General features: G+C 63.4%; 15 protein-coding genes and 1 pseudogene. 9 read left to right on the top strand and 7 right to left on the bottom strand.

Annotated features, from left to right (window positions below; translation table 11 throughout):
- Window positions 1-7: 7 nt before the first annotated feature.
- Window positions 8-256, bottom strand: a complete 249-nt coding sequence (locus ASE71_RS18525; protein WP_060518807.1) for a hypothetical protein — start codon at window positions 254-256, stop codon at window positions 8-10.
- 102 nt (window positions 257-358) lie between these two features.
- Between ASE71_RS18525 and ASE71_RS18530 the strand changes: the two genes are divergently transcribed.
- The 4 genes from ASE71_RS18530 to ASE71_RS18545 all read left to right on the top strand — a co-directional run bounded on the left by ASE71_RS18530 (window position 359) and on the right by ASE71_RS18545 (window position 5,149).
- Window positions 359-1,273, top strand: a complete 915-nt coding sequence (locus ASE71_RS18530) for a LysR substrate-binding domain-containing protein (RefSeq protein ID WP_034788978.1) — start codon at window positions 359-361, stop codon at window positions 1,271-1,273.
- 72 nt (window positions 1,274-1,345) lie between these two features.
- Complete coding sequence (puuD, locus tag ASE71_RS18535; RefSeq protein WP_060518809.1) at window positions 1,346-2,584, top strand: urate hydroxylase PuuD; 1,239 nt, start codon at window positions 1,346-1,348, stop codon at window positions 2,582-2,584.
- Complete coding sequence (gene guaD, locus ASE71_RS18540) at window positions 2,581-3,897, top strand: guanine deaminase (protein WP_060518811.1); 1,317 nt, start codon at window positions 2,581-2,583, stop codon at window positions 3,895-3,897. Before puuD ends, guaD begins: the two co-directional genes overlap by 4 nt.
- Before the next feature lie 115 nt (window positions 3,898-4,012).
- Entirely contained in the window at window positions 4,013-5,149 is a 1,137-nt protein-coding gene (locus ASE71_RS18545; protein ID WP_060518813.1) for an alpha-hydroxy acid oxidase, read from the top strand.
- A 217-nt stretch (window positions 5,150-5,366) separates the two neighbouring features.
- Here the strand turns inward: ASE71_RS18545 and uraH are convergent, their stop codons facing one another.
- The 4 genes from uraH to puuE form a co-directional block, all read right to left on the bottom strand.
- Window positions 5,367-5,729: a hydroxyisourate hydrolase gene (gene uraH / locus ASE71_RS18550; protein WP_043623670.1), complete on the bottom strand. Its 363-nt coding sequence runs from the start codon at window positions 5,727-5,729 to the stop codon at window positions 5,367-5,369.
- Window positions 5,730-5,788: 59 nt separating this feature from the next.
- Window positions 5,789-6,286 (bottom strand): ureidoglycolate lyase, encoded by a 498-nt coding sequence (locus ASE71_RS18555; protein WP_060518816.1) that lies wholly within the window; start codon window positions 6,284-6,286, stop codon window positions 5,789-5,791.
- A 96-nt stretch (window positions 6,287-6,382) separates the two neighbouring features.
- Window positions 6,383-6,886, bottom strand: a complete 504-nt coding sequence (gene uraD / locus ASE71_RS18560; RefSeq protein WP_060518819.1) for a 2-oxo-4-hydroxy-4-carboxy-5-ureidoimidazoline decarboxylase — start codon at window positions 6,884-6,886, stop codon at window positions 6,383-6,385.
- The gene (gene puuE / locus ASE71_RS18565; RefSeq protein ID WP_034789000.1) at window positions 6,886-7,815 is read right to left on the bottom strand and encodes an allantoinase PuuE; all 930 of its coding nucleotides are present in this window, start codon (window positions 7,813-7,815) and stop codon (window positions 6,886-6,888) included. The genes uraD and puuE overlap by 1 nt, the downstream gene beginning before the upstream one ends.
- Window positions 7,816-8,008: 193 nt before the next feature.
- On the opposite strand from puuE, the pseudogene ASE71_RS36990 reads away from it, so the two are divergent.
- Window positions 8,009-8,254, top strand: a pseudogene (locus ASE71_RS36990) (NUDIX domain-containing protein); the annotation flags it as partial.
- 68 nt (window positions 8,255-8,322) lie between these two features.
- A complete protein-coding gene (locus ASE71_RS36995) occupies window positions 8,323-8,469 on the top strand; it encodes a hypothetical protein (RefSeq protein ID WP_244496850.1) in 147 nt (48 codons plus the stop codon).
- On the opposite strand, the gene ASE71_RS18575 is transcribed toward ASE71_RS36995, so the two are convergent.
- Window positions 8,466-9,269 carry a DUF1045 domain-containing protein gene (locus tag ASE71_RS18575; RefSeq protein ID WP_060518823.1) on the bottom strand — a complete coding sequence of 268 codons (804 nt, stop codon included), beginning with the start codon at window positions 9,267-9,269 and terminating at the stop codon, window positions 8,466-8,468. The genes ASE71_RS36995 and ASE71_RS18575 overlap by 4 nt on opposite strands.
- Before the next feature lie 225 nt (window positions 9,270-9,494).
- Here ASE71_RS18575 and ASE71_RS18580 point away from each other — a divergent pair, with 225 nt between their 5' ends.
- On the top strand, window positions 9,495-9,884 hold the full coding sequence (locus ASE71_RS18580; protein ID WP_034789006.1) for a PRC-barrel domain-containing protein: 390 nt from the start codon (window positions 9,495-9,497) through the stop codon (window positions 9,882-9,884).
- A gap of 58 nt (window positions 9,885-9,942) precedes the next feature.
- Here ASE71_RS18580 and ASE71_RS18585 read toward each other — a convergent pair whose 3' ends face one another.
- On the bottom strand, window positions 9,943-11,085 hold the full coding sequence (locus ASE71_RS18585; RefSeq protein ID WP_060518825.1) for an NAD(P)/FAD-dependent oxidoreductase: 1,143 nt from the start codon (window positions 11,083-11,085) through the stop codon (window positions 9,943-9,945).
- A gap of 39 nt (window positions 11,086-11,124) precedes the next feature.
- On the opposite strand from ASE71_RS18585, the gene mnmD reads away from it, so the two are divergent.
- Window positions 11,125-11,841, top strand: a complete 717-nt coding sequence (gene mnmD, locus ASE71_RS18590; RefSeq protein WP_060518964.1) for a tRNA (5-methylaminomethyl-2-thiouridine)(34)-methyltransferase MnmD — start codon at window positions 11,125-11,127, stop codon at window positions 11,839-11,841.
- Between the two features lie 165 nt (window positions 11,842-12,006).
- Window positions 12,007-13,593 carry a trimethylamine methyltransferase family protein gene (locus ASE71_RS18595; RefSeq protein ID WP_060518827.1) on the top strand — a complete coding sequence of 529 codons (1,587 nt, stop codon included), beginning with the start codon at window positions 12,007-12,009 and terminating at the stop codon, window positions 13,591-13,593.
- The last annotated feature ends 27 nt before the right edge of the window (window positions 13,594-13,620 follow it).

The following is a 13,620-nucleotide window of genomic DNA, read 5'->3' on the forward strand; positions in this document are numbered from 1 at the left end:
ATTTGCCTCAGATCCGCGGCAGTTCATTGATGCTGAACAGGCGGCGAGCGTTGGCCATCGCCTCCTCGTCGTCGCGGTGTGGGCTATGGACATCCATGAAACCCATGTCTCTCTTGATATGATCGGAGAGCGCGTTGACATCGAGCATCGGCTTGGGGGCAACAAGGCCGCCGAACAGGGCGGCTGTGAGCCGGGCGACCGGCTCGAATGAAAGAAATGCTTTTCTTTCAGTACGTTCGTAAGTGTCGCAAGTCATTTCAGCACCTGTTTCGTCTTGGGAAGTTGACTTGAAGGATGCCGTGGAGGAGGATCGAAATCCAATCGAACATCCGTCTGGATGCATCAAGAGAACTTATCCATGAAGATGTCGAAGCAGTTTCCGCTGAATGCGCTGCGGGTCTTCGAGGCGGTCGCAAGGCTCGGCAGCTTCACCAAGGCCGGTGAAGAGTTGGGCATGACCCAGACGGCCGTCAGCTACCAGGTCAAGTTGATCGAGGAGAATGTCGGCGAGCCGCTGTTCCTGCGGCGCCCGCGCCAGATCTCGCTGACGGAAGTCGGCCAGCGCATGGCGCCGCGCGTCACCGAAGCCTTCGAGATGCTGCAGGAAGCGGTTTCGAATGCCCGTGGCGATATCGACAGCGCGCTCCTGATCAGCTCGACGCCGACCTTCGCCTCGCAATGGCTTGCCCGCAACATCGGCAGCTTCCAGCTCGCCCATCCGAACATCGCCGTTCGGCTGACCACCAGCGACTCGCTCACCGATTTTACCCGCGAGCCGGCCGACCTTGCCATCCGCTCGGGTGCCGGCGTCTGGCCCGGCCTCGACACGCATCCGCTGATGCGGGTGGAATTCAGCCCGATGCTGAGCCCGGCGCTTGCCGAGACCATTGGCGGCGTGCACGAGCCGCGCGACCTGCTGAAGCTACGCATCATCGATCCCGGTGACCCCTGGTGGCCGATGTGGTTCAAGGCCGCTGGCGTCAAGGATCCCGATCTCGAAGGACGGCCGCACAGCCGCCTCGGCGCGCAATCCTTCGAGGCGCGCGCCGCCATCGCCGGCCAGGGCGTGGCGATCCTGACGCCGGAATTCTACCCCGATGACGTGGCGCTCGGTCGGCTCTACCAGCCCTTCGAGCTGCGCTGCAGCGACGGCTGCGATTATTGGCTCGCCTATCCGCACGCCCGCCGCAACACACCCAAGATCAGGATTTTCCGCGACTGGATCCTCGGCGAACTTTGCGCGCCGAACTTCCTGCAAGCAAATAGCGCTTGAGGAGCGCGCAAGCCCCTTTTCCCCTCCGCGGTTTATGCGCAAAGTGAGGCAACGGAGACAAAGGGGATCTGAATGTACGAGTTCGCCATCGCCTGGGAATGGCTGGCCTTTGCCGTGCGCTGGTTGCACGTCATCACCGCCATCGCCTGGATCGGCTCATCCTTCTATTTCATCGCGCTCGACCTGGGTCTCGTGAAGCGCGATCACCTGCCCGTCGGCGCCTATGGCGAAGAATGGCAGGTGCATGGCGGCGGTTTCTATCACATCCAGAAATACCTGGTCGCACCGGCCTCGATGCCCGAGCATCTCACCTGGTTCAAATGGGAATCCTACGTGACGTGGCTTTCTGGCTTCGCCATGCTCTGTGTCGTCTACTATGGCGGCGCCGATCTGTTCCTGATCGACCGCCACGTGCTCGACATCTCGGCGACCACGGCGATCCTGATTTCGCTCGCCTCGCTCGGCATCGGCTGGTTGTTTTACGATCTGCTCTGCAAGTCGCCGATCGGCAGGAACACCTGGGGGCTGATGGCACTGCTCTATGTGGCGCTGGTCGTCATGGCCTGGGGCTATACGCAGGCCTTCACCGGCCGCGCCGCCTTCCTGCATCTCGGCGCTTTCACCGCGACGATCATGTCGGCCAATGTGTTCTTCATCATCATCCCCAACCAGAAGGTCGTCGTCGCCGACCTGATCGCCGGCCGCACGCCGGATCCGAAACTCGGCGCGCAGGCCAAACAGCGCTCGCTGCACAACAACTACCTGACGCTGCCCGTCATCTTCTTCATGCTGTCGAACCACTATCCGCTTGCGTTTGCCACCGCGTTCAACTGGATCATCGCCGCACTCGTTTTCCTGATGGGCGTCACCATCCGCCACTGGTTCAATACCACCCACGCCCGCAAGGGCCGACCGACCTGGACCTGGCTCGTCACCGCCCTCCTCTTCATCCTGATCATGTGGCTTTCGACCGTGCCGAAGGTGCTGACCGGCGGCGAAAAGGCCGAGGTTGCGCCCGCCTTCAGCCGCTTCGCCGCCAATGCCCACTTCCCTGCAGTCAAGGACACGGTCGCGACACGCTGTTCCATGTGCCATGCGGCAGAACCGGTTTATGAGGGTATCACCCAGGCGCCGAAGGGCGTGATGCTCGAAAGCGACGCGGAGATTGCCGCCCATGCCCGCGAAATCTATATCCAGGCCGGGCGCAGCCATGCGATGCCGCCCGGCAACGTGACAGACATGACGACGGACGAGCGCCAGCTTCTGACAGCCTGGTTCGAAAGCGCCGTCGAGGAAGGCAAGACACAATGACGACCACCCTCATCCGCGGCCGATTGCTGAGCTTCAACCGCGCGCCAACGTCGATCGACGACAGCGCCGCCTACAGCTACGAGAGCGACGGTGCGCTTCTGATTGAGGGTGGACAGATCACCGCGAGCGGCTCCTATGCTGCGGTCAAGGCAAGCGCGCCTGACGGCGTCGCGGAAGTGGACCATCGCCCGCACCTGATCGTGCCCGGCTTCATCGACACGCATCTGCATTTCCCGCAGATGCAGGTCATGGCCTCCTATGCCGCCAACTTGCTTGAATGGCTGAACACCTACACCTTCCCCGAGGAGTGCCGCTTCGTCGAGACCGCCCATGCGGAGCGCATCGCGACGCGCTTCTTCGATGAGATGGTGCGCTATGGCACGACAACAGCAACCGCCTATTGCTCGGTTCACAAGGCGTCGGCCGATGCCTTCTTCGCCGAGGCGCTGCGCCGCGACATGCGCATGGTCGCCGGCAAGGTGATGATGGACCGCAACGCCCCGCAAGGCCTGCTCGACACGCCGCAGATGGGCTACGACGAAACCCGCGCGGTCATCCGCGAATGGCACGGCAAGGGCCGCAATCATGTGGCGATCACCCCGCGCTTCGCCATCACCTCAACGCCGGAGCAGATGGACGTCGCGAAGTCGCTGGTGCACGAATTCCCCGACCTGCACGTCCAGACGCACCTTTCGGAAAACCGCGACGAGATCGCCTTTACCTGCGAACTCTATCCGGAAGCCAAGGACTACACAGACGTCTACGCCCGCTACGGCCTGCTCGGACCCAAGAGCCTGTTCGGCCACTGCATCCATCTGTCTGAGCGCGAGGCGGATGTCATGAGCGAGACCGGCTCGGTCGCCGTTTTCTGCCCGACCTCCAATCTCTTTCTCGGTTCTGGCCTCTTCCCGCTGCGCGCGCTCAGCCGCCGCGAAAAGCCGGTGCGCACGTCGATCGCCTCCGACATCGGCGGCGGTACCAGCTACTCCATGCTGAAGACGCTCGACGAGGCCTACAAGATCCTGCAGCTGCAGGGCGAGCGGCTGAACCCGTTCGACAGCTTCTTCATGACGACCCGCGGCAATGCCGAGGCGCTATCGCTGGTCGACAAGATCGGAACCTTGGAAGCCGGCACCGACGCCGACTTCATCGTGCTCGACATGGCGGCGACGCCGGCGATGGCGCTTCGGGCCGAAGTGGTCAACTCTCTGGCAGACGAACTCTTCCTGCTGCAGACCATGGGCGACGACCGGTCGATCGTCGAAACTTATGTCGCCGGCAAGCCGGCAAAATCGGCGCTTGCCGCCGCATGACCGACCAAAACCAGAGAGGTCAAGAAAATTGACCTCTCTGCGTTCTGGCTATTAACAAGCCTCTGCCAAACATGGTAATGGCTCGTTCAATCTCCGTTGGACGAAGGCCTTATCCATGACGCAAATCCTCGAAATCAGCGATCTCAAGGCGCTCGCCAAGCGCCGGGTGCCGAAACTCTTCTTCGATTACGCCGACAGCGGCGCCTGGACCGAAGGCACCTATCGCGCCAACGAGGAGGATTTCGCCAAGGTGAAGCTGCGCCAGCGCGTGCTGGTGGATATGACCGACCGGTCGCTGGAAACGACGATGATCGGCCAGAAGGTGTCGATGCCGGTGGCACTCGCCCCGACCGGCCTCACCGGCATGCAGCACGCCGACGGCGAAATGCTGGCAGCCCAGGCGGCGGAAGCCTTCGGCGTGCCCTTCACGCTCTCGACGATGAGCATCTGCTCGATCGAGGACGTCGCCTCGGTCACCACCAAGCCCTTCTGGTTCCAGCTCTACGTCATGCGCGAACGCGAATTCGTGCTGAACCTGATCGACCGGGCCAAGGCGGCGAAGTGCTCGGCGCTGGTGCTGACGCTCGACCTGCAGATCCTCGGCCAGCGTCACAAGGATCTTCGCAACGGCCTCTCGGCACCGCCGAAGATGACGCCGAAGCACCTCTGGCAGATGGCGACGCGCCCCGGCTGGTGCATGAAGATGCTCGGCACTAAGCGCCGCACCTTCCGCAACATCGTCGGCCACGCGAAAAGCGTCACCGACCTCTCGTCGCTCGGCGCCTGGACGGCGGAACAGTTCGACCCGCAGCTCTCGTGGAAGGATGTCGCCTGGATCAAGGAACGCTGGGGCGGACCGCTGATCCTCAAGGGCATTCTCGACCCCGAGGACGCCAAGATGGCAGCGGCGACCGGTGCCGACGCGATCATCGTCTCCAACCACGGCGGCCGCCAGCTCGACGGCGCCCATTCCTCGATCAGCATGCTGCCGCGCATCGTCGATGCGGTCGGCCACCAGATCGAGGTGCATATCGATGGCGGTATCCGCTCCGGCCAGGACGTGCTGAAGGCCGTCGCCATGGGCGCCAAGGGCACCTATATCGGCCGCCCCTTCCTCTACGGCCTCGGCGCCATGGGCAAGGAGGGCGTCACCAAGACGCTGGAAATCATCCGCAAGGAGATGGATATCACCATGGCCCTCTGCGGCAAGCGCGATATCAACGACGTGGATCGTAGCATTCTGGCGGAATAGGCCGCGGCACCAGCCACTCCCGCCCTCATTCCTGTGCTTGTCACAGGAATCTCTAGCAGTTCCGTTGGAACTGCGGGACCAGCACAAGTCCTTGGGCTGAAAGGTCTTTTGACCCGACGGACGTCGGGCCGCTGGATCCCCGCCACAAGGGCGAGGATGAGGGAGCTTGGAGTGACCCTTCCGGCAAAACGCGAAGCGAGCGCAAGCCTCCTAAGCCTCAACTACCCCGGTAGGTCGAATAGCCGTAGGGCGAGAGAAGCAGCGGCACGTGATAATGGCTGGCCGGATCGGCGATGCCGAAGCGCAAGGGGATGCGGTCGAGGAAGGCCGGCTCCGGCAGTGTAACGCCGGACCGGCGCAGATAGTCGCCGGCATGGAACACCAGCTCGTAGTTGCCGGCCATGAAGCCGATGCCTTCGACCATCGGACCGTCTACGCGGCCGTCGCTGTTGGTATGTACGGTGCGGATCAGCTGCCGCTCTTCCCCCTCCAGCCAGTAGAGGTCGATGCGCAGACCCTCGGCCGGTTTGCCGAGAGCGGTATCGAGAACATGGGTGGTCAGGCGGCCGGTACTGCTCATGGCTTCTCTCTTCTCACACATTGGCGCGGGATGCTGTCAGAAGCCGCGCGCACGTCCTGCTAGATAGCGCTGTCTATGACGAAAGGCTCGTCATAGAAGAACTCCTCGAGATTGTTGCCCGGCCCTTCGCGGTCGACGATGAGGAAATCGCTGACGGCGCCGACGGACATCAGCGGGTGGTGCCAGATATTGCGGCCGTAGTTGACGCCCTGCCGGCCGTTCGCCTGGAAAACGCGCGGCGTGCCCGGGCGCCCGTCCTCGTCGTCCGCCACCACGACGAGCCATGGGCGGTCGTCGAGCGGCGAAAAGCTCTGGCTGCCGAGCGGGTGGCGCTCCATCATCGTCACCGAATAGGGGAAAGACCGCGGCTGGCCGCGGAAGATGTTGATGATGACATTGGCGCCGTCGCCGACGACATCGGCACGCGCAAGACCGTGGAAACGTTCCGTGTTGCCGCCGTTGATGTGGCGCATCGTTGCCGGATCGGCTTCGATGATGGTGCCGAAGGGAGCGAAGGCCTCGCGTGTCAGCGGTTCGATTTTGAGCAGGCGCGACATTATGCGGAGACCTCGCAAGACGATTTTGCGCTTGCGGATGTCCGATCCAGTTCGAGGGCCCTCCTCATGAGCGGGGACAGGCATCGAACGGTTTTGTCAGGCATTTTCGTCTCCAGGAATCATCGACTGCAGGCGCAGGCGGGCGATTTTCTCGACCTGTGCGCAAGCGGTTTCAAATTCCTCTTCGGGCGAATTGTCAATGCGGCTTTGGAAGGAGGCAAGAATTTGCCCCTTGGTCAGCCCCTTCACCGCGATGATGAAGGGGAAGCCGAATTTTTTCGTGTAGGCGTCGTTGAGCGCGGTGAAGCGCTCATGCTCCTCTGGTGTCAGCCGGTCGAGGCCGGCAGACGCCTGCTCCGCCGTCGAGTCCGCCGTCAGCTTACCGGCGATCGCCAGCTTGCCGGCAAGATCGGGGTGCGCGCGCAGCACCTGCATCTTCTCGCGCGGCAGCGCCGTGCGAAAGGCCTGGCAGAGCGCCGAATGCACCGTGCCCGCCGTCAGCCCGGTCGCCGCGGCTCGGTCGTAGGCGCGTTCGGCAACCCAGGGCGAGTGCTCGAACACGCCACCGAAACGGGCAACGAAGGCATCACGGTCGGTCATCAGAGCGCCCCTTCCGGCTTGTGGTGCTGGTACCAATGGTTGGCGATGTCGATGCGACGCGGCACCCAGACCTTGTCGTGCGACATGACGTAGTCGATGAAGCGAGCGAGCGCAGCAGCGCGGCCCGGGCGGCCGACGAGACGGCAGTGAAGGCCGATATTCATCATCTTGGCGTCGCCCTGGCGACCTTCCTCGTAGAGCACGTCAAATGTGTCCTTGAGGTAGCTGAAGAACTGGTCGCCGCTGTTGAAGCCCTGCGGCGTCGCAAAGCGCATATCGTTGGCATCAAGCGTATAGGGAATGATCAGGTGCGGCTTGTCGGCCGAAAGACCCGGCACCCAGTAGGGCAGTTCGTCGGCGTAGCTGTCGCAGGAGTAAAGGAACCCGCCCTCCTCCAGCACCAGCTTCAGCGTATTGGCCGAAGGCTTGCCCTGGTAGATGCCGAGCGGCCGCTCGCCGGTGAGCTCCGTGTGCAGGCGGACGACTTCGCGGATATGCTCGCGTTCGACCTCTTCCGGCACGTCCTTGTATTCCAGCCAGCGCAGACCGTGGCTGGCGATTTCCCAGCCGGCTTCCTTCATGGCAGCGACCGCTTCCGGATTGCGCGCCATGGCCTGCGTCACGCCATAGACGGTCAGCGGGACGTTGCGGCTGGTGAACATGCGCCACAGCCGCCAGAAGCCGGAACGGGCACCGTATTCGTAGATCGATTCCATGTTGAGGTTACGCTGGCCAGCCCAGGGCTGCGCGCCGACAATTTCCGACAGCAGGCACTCGGACGCTGGGTCGCCATCGAGAATGCAGCTTTCGCCGCCCTCTTCGTAGTTCAGCACGAACTGCACGGCGATGCGCGCATCGCCCGGCCAGTTTGCCTTCGGCGGATTGCGGCCGTAGCCAACGAGGTCGCGCGGATACTTAGTCTCAGACATCAAATCACCCTTCGAATTTTTAGGAACGGTATCACCGCCGACCGGATTGTCGATACCGAAATGACGTGAGGCAGGGCAGCGGCAGCGCCACGGCCCTGACGGAAATTACCAGAAAAATTCGGCTGAGCCCGAGGTTGAGAGATTTTTCGAAACAGCGTTGAATGGATCGGCAAGGACAACGGCCCTCATCGAGATGAAATCCTACATTCAAGCGCTCCGCGAAAAAGTCGGTTCCGGCCTGCTTCTCTGCCCGTCAGTGGCGGCCGTCATTGTCGATTCCGATGGCCGGGTCCTCTTGCAGGAGAAAGCAAGTGGCGAAGGCTGGAGCCTGCCTGCCGGCGCGATCGAGCCGGGCGAGACGCCTGTCGATGCGGTCATCCGCGAGGTCATGGAGGAAACCGGCTATCCGGTCTCGGTCGAGCGGATACTGGGCGTCTTCGGCGGAGAAGCGTTTCGCTACACCTACCCGAACGGCGACCACGTCGAATATGTGGTTACCCTCTATCGATGCCGGATCGTCGGTTCCAGCAGCCGATCACCGATGGCGAAACGAAGTCGCTGTGCTACTTCGCGCCGGCGGACATGCCGGACCTCGGCCTGCCCTATCCGAAAGCGCTGCTCTTTGCAGCTTCGCCCGCGTCCGTTTCCGATTAGCGCTGCGCCATCAGCGCAGCGACGATCAGCGGCAGCGGCTGGACCGCGCCTTGCGGCGCCAGCGACGGGTCGGCGGCGGCCCGCTTCGCCCGCTCTGCGCGCGTGTTCGTCGAGATCTTGCCGAGCGGGTGCTGCGAATGCACCCGCATGGGTGCGCCCGTCTCCTGCTCGACAAACAGCGCAAGGCTGCCGATCGAAAGCGGTTTTGATAGGCAGGACTCGAACAGGTCACGGAGCGGCGCCTCGACCCGCCGCATCGCGTCTGGCGCAAGCGGACCGGTCAGCATCATGTGGAAACGGTATTCGTCCATCACATGCGGATCGCCCCAACGGTGCAAGTTGGAGAACTGTGGGGCGGTCAGCCTGTCCGGATCGGAGCGCTCGATCTCGTCTTCGCTGAGCGGCGCGCGGAAGGCGTCGAACTCCTGGACGACGTTGGCGGCAAGCAGATGCATGGCCGTGCTCGGCACCTGCGGCATCAGCCCGAAGCATCGGCCGATGCGGGCGACCTCCAGGCGATCGATTTCGAACGGAGTCTGGGCGCCGGCAAAATGCATCAGCGCCTTCAGAAGCTTCGGTTCCGTCATGTCCGGATGCAGGCGGAACGGCGACATCATCACTGCATGAAAGCCGAAGCGTCGCGGAACCGCCGTGTGATAGGCGACATCCGCGGCGCTCAAGCCCGCGACCGACGGCAACTCGGCAGGGTCCCCGGAATAGACATTGCGCCCCAGCCAGCTTGCAGCGGTCGCGGAAAGCGGGTCGGCCATCGGCGGCGTAAAACAAATGGCATAGCGCATCGGCTGGCTCCGGGTATCCGTCAGCGCAGGATGAGCAATAGCTGCGGTTTTCCGCCCTCACCCCGACTTGTCCAATGGCCGCGTCTTAGGTGATTTGCGTGACAGATTGACGAAGTCGGCCGGGGATGAGCGCGGCAGCGGTGCGAACGTCACCCCTCGTTTTTCGGAACCATCCGGCCCATCGCCCGTTCCTAAAAGGTAGGAAAACAAGGATGGAGAAGAAGCGTGACCTATCACAATGCGAACCTTCAGGACGCCCGGATCAAGGAGACCCACGACCTGATCGCAAGCGACAAGGTTGAAGGCACGAGGGTCTATGGCCCCGACGACAAACACATCGGCTCGATCGAGCGCGTGATCATCGAGAAGCGCAGCGGGCGCGTCGCCTATGCGGTGCTCGGCTTCGGCGGTTTTCTCGGCCTCGGCGAAGACCACTATCCATTGCCTTGGGCAAAGCTGACCTATGACGAGAAGCTCGGCGGCTATCGCACTGATGTGACTCGCGATCAGGTCGAAAACGCGCCGAAATATCACGGCACCGAAGAATACGACTGGAACGCGGAAAACGGACGCCGTGTCTACGACTACTACGGCGTGCCGCCCTACTGGATGTAATGCCTGACTTTCGATCTTTCGGGTCCCGCCGCGGGCGGGGCCCTTCGCATGTCCGGCCCTAAAGATGTTTCTCGCGAAGTGCGGCTATGTGATTCCGGCAGAAGAAAGAATCGGGAATATCGATCGCCGGAGAACCGGCGATCTCTTCGACGACGAAACGCGCCAGGCGGTGTGCGATGCCGAAGCTCACCTTGAACCCGCCGGTCAGGACCGAGACGTTCGGATGGTCCGGATGCCGGCCTGCCATCGGCTCGCGCCCCGTCGCTTTCGGGCGCAACCCTGCCCATCGCTCCACCACCTCGGCACCCGCCAGGCGCGGCGCGAGCGCTACGGCGCGCCGAAGCAGCTCATCCAGCTGCTGGTCCGTCGACAGGGGATCGGCAAAACTGTTTTCGCTGGTGCTGCCGACCGCCACATGGCCGTCGTCATGGGCAATAATGTAGACGCCGTCGGCAAAGATCACCGGAAGCGCCGGATCGATCTCCGCCCGCAGCAGTGCCGCCTGCCCCTTGACAGCCGTGCCGCTCGTTTCCGCCAGCGGCACCGACACGTCGTCGATCAGTTGAAAACTGCCGACGCCGGCCGCGATGATGCAATGCTCGAAATCGATCCGGGTGCCATCGTCGAGTTCGGCCCGGCCGCGTTCCGGCTCGATCCGGCGCACGCCCCTGCCCTCGTCTAAATAGGCGTTCGGTGCCTGCAGGAGCGCTGTGCGGAGCGCAGCAAGCATGCGACGCGGCGAAACCCGTGCGGCGAGCGTGTCGAAGACCATGCCATGCGCCGCCGCGGCAGCACCCGGCCAGCCCTCAGGCCCGTCGTCCTTCACGTGCCAGTGGAACTGCCTGTCGGCCGCGCGCCAATGGCTCCGTGCATCCTGCTCGTGCCGGAGGGCGATATCGCGCAGGTGAGGCTTGGCAAGCGGGATCAAACGACCCGTCCGCCGATAGCCGGTCGAAAGCCCTGTCTCCGCCTCGAGCGCCGCTATCTCTTCCTCGAGCGTCACAAGCGCGTCGAATTGGAACTGTTTCTTATCGTTCCAGCGATCCGGCATATGCGGCATGAGCGCGCCCAAAAGGCCACCGCTGGCGCCTGCGCCGATCGCTTGTTGCTCGACGACCCGTACGGTCATGCCCCTGCGCGTGGCGCAAATGGCGGCCCACAGCCCCATGATGCCGCCGCCGACGACCAAAAGCTCGCTCATCGATTGACCTTCTCCGGCCGGCGGATTATCGCCTTGGCCATGACAGGATCCGCAGACCCGATCGAGCCCCCGGCGCACCAGAACCTTGATTGGCACGAGGGCGATATGCCCTATTCCCGGGAGTTTGGCGATCACTTTTATTGCCGCACCGACGGGCGGCTGGAGTGCGGCCACGTCTTCCTGTCGGGCAACGGCCTGCCCGATCGTTGGGTCGGTGCGGGCACCTTCCGCATCGGCGAACTCGGCTTCGGTACCGGGCTCAATTTCTGCGAGACGTGGCGCCAGTGGAAGATGACCGCGGCCGCTGGCGACCAGCTGCAGTTCGTGTCCTTCGAACGCTTTCCGATGGCGGCCGACGAGATTTCGCGCGCCCTCAGCCATTGGCCGGAGATCGACACGGAGCGCCAGGCGCTGGCCTCGCGCTGGCCGGCCGAGCCTGATGGTGATGTCCAGATCGACTTTGGTGACGGCGTCAGCCTCACGGTCGTCTGCGGCGCGGCACTCGGCGGCGTCGCCCGCGCGGAAGACCCGTTCGAAGCCTGGTATCTCGACGGCTTCGCGCCGTCGCGCAATCCAGACATGTGGTCGGAGGACCTGATGCGGCTGGTCTTCGAAAAGACCACGCCCGGCGGCAGCTTCGCCACCTATGCCGCCGCCGGCTTCGTCCGACGCAATTTGCAGGCCGCAGGCTTTGCCGTCGAGAAGCGCAAGGGTTTTGCCGGCAAACGCGAGATGTTGCGGGGCGACCGAGCCTAGCGCTCGTCGCGATTGCGGCCTGTCTTGAACGGTTGCGCCACCCGACTGCAGAAATGCGTCAGCGCAAGCGTTTTACTCCACAAGAGAACTGAACTGTCGCAAATGGCGGGCCATCGCCGTCTCGAATCTGCGACACACTCCCATCGGCAACACGGTGGGTCTTTCATGAACGACGATCAGTTTCCCGATGCAGCAACCGGCGACGCAACCTCGACGCCGCTGGAGCGCCGACGCCGCCCGGGCGGGCGCAGCGCCGAGCGTGTGCGCAAGTCTCCCGGCGGGAAATATCTCAATCTTGTCAATATGCTGGCGAAATCCACCGTACTTTCGGATGATGCGCTTGAATCGGTGCATGAGGCATCGCTGACGATCCTCGAAGAGATCGGCATGGACGTTATCCTGCCGGAGGCGCGCGAGCGGATGAAGGCGGCTGGCGCCGACGTGACGCCCGGCACCGACCGGGTGCGCTTCGACCGCGGCCTGATCATGGACATGATCGCCTCTGTTCCTCCGGCCTTCACCATGCACGCCCGCAACCCGGCCCGCAATGTCGCGATCGGCGGCAACAATCTCGTCTTCGCCCAGATCGCCAGCGCGCCGTTCGTCGCAGACCGGGACGGCGGCCGCCGCACCGGCAACCAGGAAGACTACCGAAAGCTGGTGAAGCTCGCGCAGTCCTATGACATCGTCCACACGACCGGCGGCTATCCGGTCGAGCCGGTCGACATCCATGCCTCGGTGCGCCACCTCGATTGCCTCTCCGACATGGTGAAGCTTACCGACAAGGTGTTCCACGTCTATTCGCTGGGCAAGCAGCGCAACACCGACGGCATCGAGATCGCCCGCATCGGCCGTGGCATCACGATGGAGCAGATGGAGCGCGAGCCGTCGCTCTTCACCATCATCAACACCTCTTCGCCTCTCCGGCTCGACGGGCCGATGCTGCAGGGCATCATCGAGATGTCCTCGCGCAACCAGGTGGTGGTGGTCACGCCCTTCACGCTCGCCGGCGCCATGGCGCCGGTGACGATCGCCGGTGCGCTCGTCCAGCAGAACGCCGAAGCGCTCTGCGGCATCGCCTTCACCCAGATGGTCAGGCGCGGCGCACCTGTGATGTATGGCGGCTTCACCTCCAACGTCGACATGAAGACCGGAGCGCCCGCCTTCGGCACGCCGGAATACATGAAGGCGGTGGTCGCCGGGGGCCAGCTCGCCCGCCGCTACAACATCCCCTACCGCACCTCAAACACCAACGCCGCCAATACGCTGGACGCTCAAGCGGCCTACGAATCCGCCATGTCGCTCTGGGCGCTGACGCAAGGGGGCGGCAATTTCGTCATGCATGCCGCCGGCTGGACCGAAGGTGGGCTTACGGCCTCCTTCGAGAAGTTCATTCTCGACGTCGACATGTTGCAGATGGTGGCGGAATACCTGACCCCGCTTGATGTCAGCGAAGATGCGCTGGGCCTCGATGCCGTGCGCGACGTCGGCCCAGGCGGCCATTACTTCGGCACGCTGCACACGCTGCAGCGCTACGAGACCGCCTTCTATTCACCGATCCTGTCGGACTGGCGCAACTTCGAGACCTGGACCGAAGCCGGGCGGCCGACGACATACGATCACGCCAACCGGATCTTCAAACAGAAGCTGAACGAATACGAGCGCCCGCCCCTCGATCCGGCGATCGAGGAGGAACTCGATGCCTTTGTCGCCAAGCGCAAGGCCGAGGGCGGCGTCCCCACCGACTTCTGACGGGACGCCTTGGGTAAACCGGAAAGC

Source organism: Ensifer sp. Root954, from assembly GCF_001429005.1.
GTDB classification, from domain to species: domain Bacteria; phylum Pseudomonadota; class Alphaproteobacteria; order Rhizobiales; family Rhizobiaceae; genus Ensifer; species Ensifer adhaerens.

Coding starts and splice junctions, on each gene's coding strand:
- ASE71_RS18525 (WP_060518807.1), bottom strand. CDS start 256: ATGACTTGCGACACTTACGAACGTACTGAAAGAAAAGCATTTCTTTCA.
- ASE71_RS18530 (WP_034788978.1), top strand. CDS start 359: ATGAAGATGTCGAAGCAGTTTCCGCTGAATGCGCTGCGGGTCTTCGAG.
- puuD (WP_060518809.1), top strand. CDS start 1,346: ATGTACGAGTTCGCCATCGCCTGGGAATGGCTGGCCTTTGCCGTGCGC.
- guaD (WP_060518811.1), top strand. CDS start 2,581: ATGACGACCACCCTCATCCGCGGCCGATTGCTGAGCTTCAACCGCGCG.
- ASE71_RS18545 (WP_060518813.1), top strand. CDS start 4,013: ATGACGCAAATCCTCGAAATCAGCGATCTCAAGGCGCTCGCCAAGCGC.
- uraH (WP_043623670.1), bottom strand. CDS start 5,729: ATGAGCAGTACCGGCCGCCTGACCACCCATGTTCTCGATACCGCTCTC.
- ASE71_RS18555 (WP_060518816.1), bottom strand. CDS start 6,286: ATGTCGCGCCTGCTCAAAATCGAACCGCTGACACGCGAGGCCTTCGCT.
- uraD (WP_060518819.1), bottom strand. CDS start 6,886: ATGACCGACCGTGATGCCTTCGTTGCCCGTTTCGGTGGCGTGTTCGAG.
- puuE (WP_034789000.1), bottom strand. CDS start 7,815: ATGTCTGAGACTAAGTATCCGCGCGACCTCGTTGGCTACGGCCGCAAT.
- ASE71_RS36995 (WP_244496850.1), top strand. CDS start 8,323: ATGCCGGATCGTCGGTTCCAGCAGCCGATCACCGATGGCGAAACGAAG.
- ASE71_RS18575 (WP_060518823.1), bottom strand. CDS start 9,269: ATGCGCTATGCCATTTGTTTTACGCCGCCGATGGCCGACCCGCTTTCC.
- ASE71_RS18585 (WP_060518825.1), bottom strand. CDS start 11,085: ATGAGCGAGCTTTTGGTCGTCGGCGGCGGCATCATGGGGCTGTGGGCC.
- mnmD (WP_060518964.1), top strand. CDS start 11,125: ATGACAGGATCCGCAGACCCGATCGAGCCCCCGGCGCACCAGAACCTT.
- ASE71_RS18595 (WP_060518827.1), top strand. CDS start 12,007: ATGAACGACGATCAGTTTCCCGATGCAGCAACCGGCGACGCAACCTCG.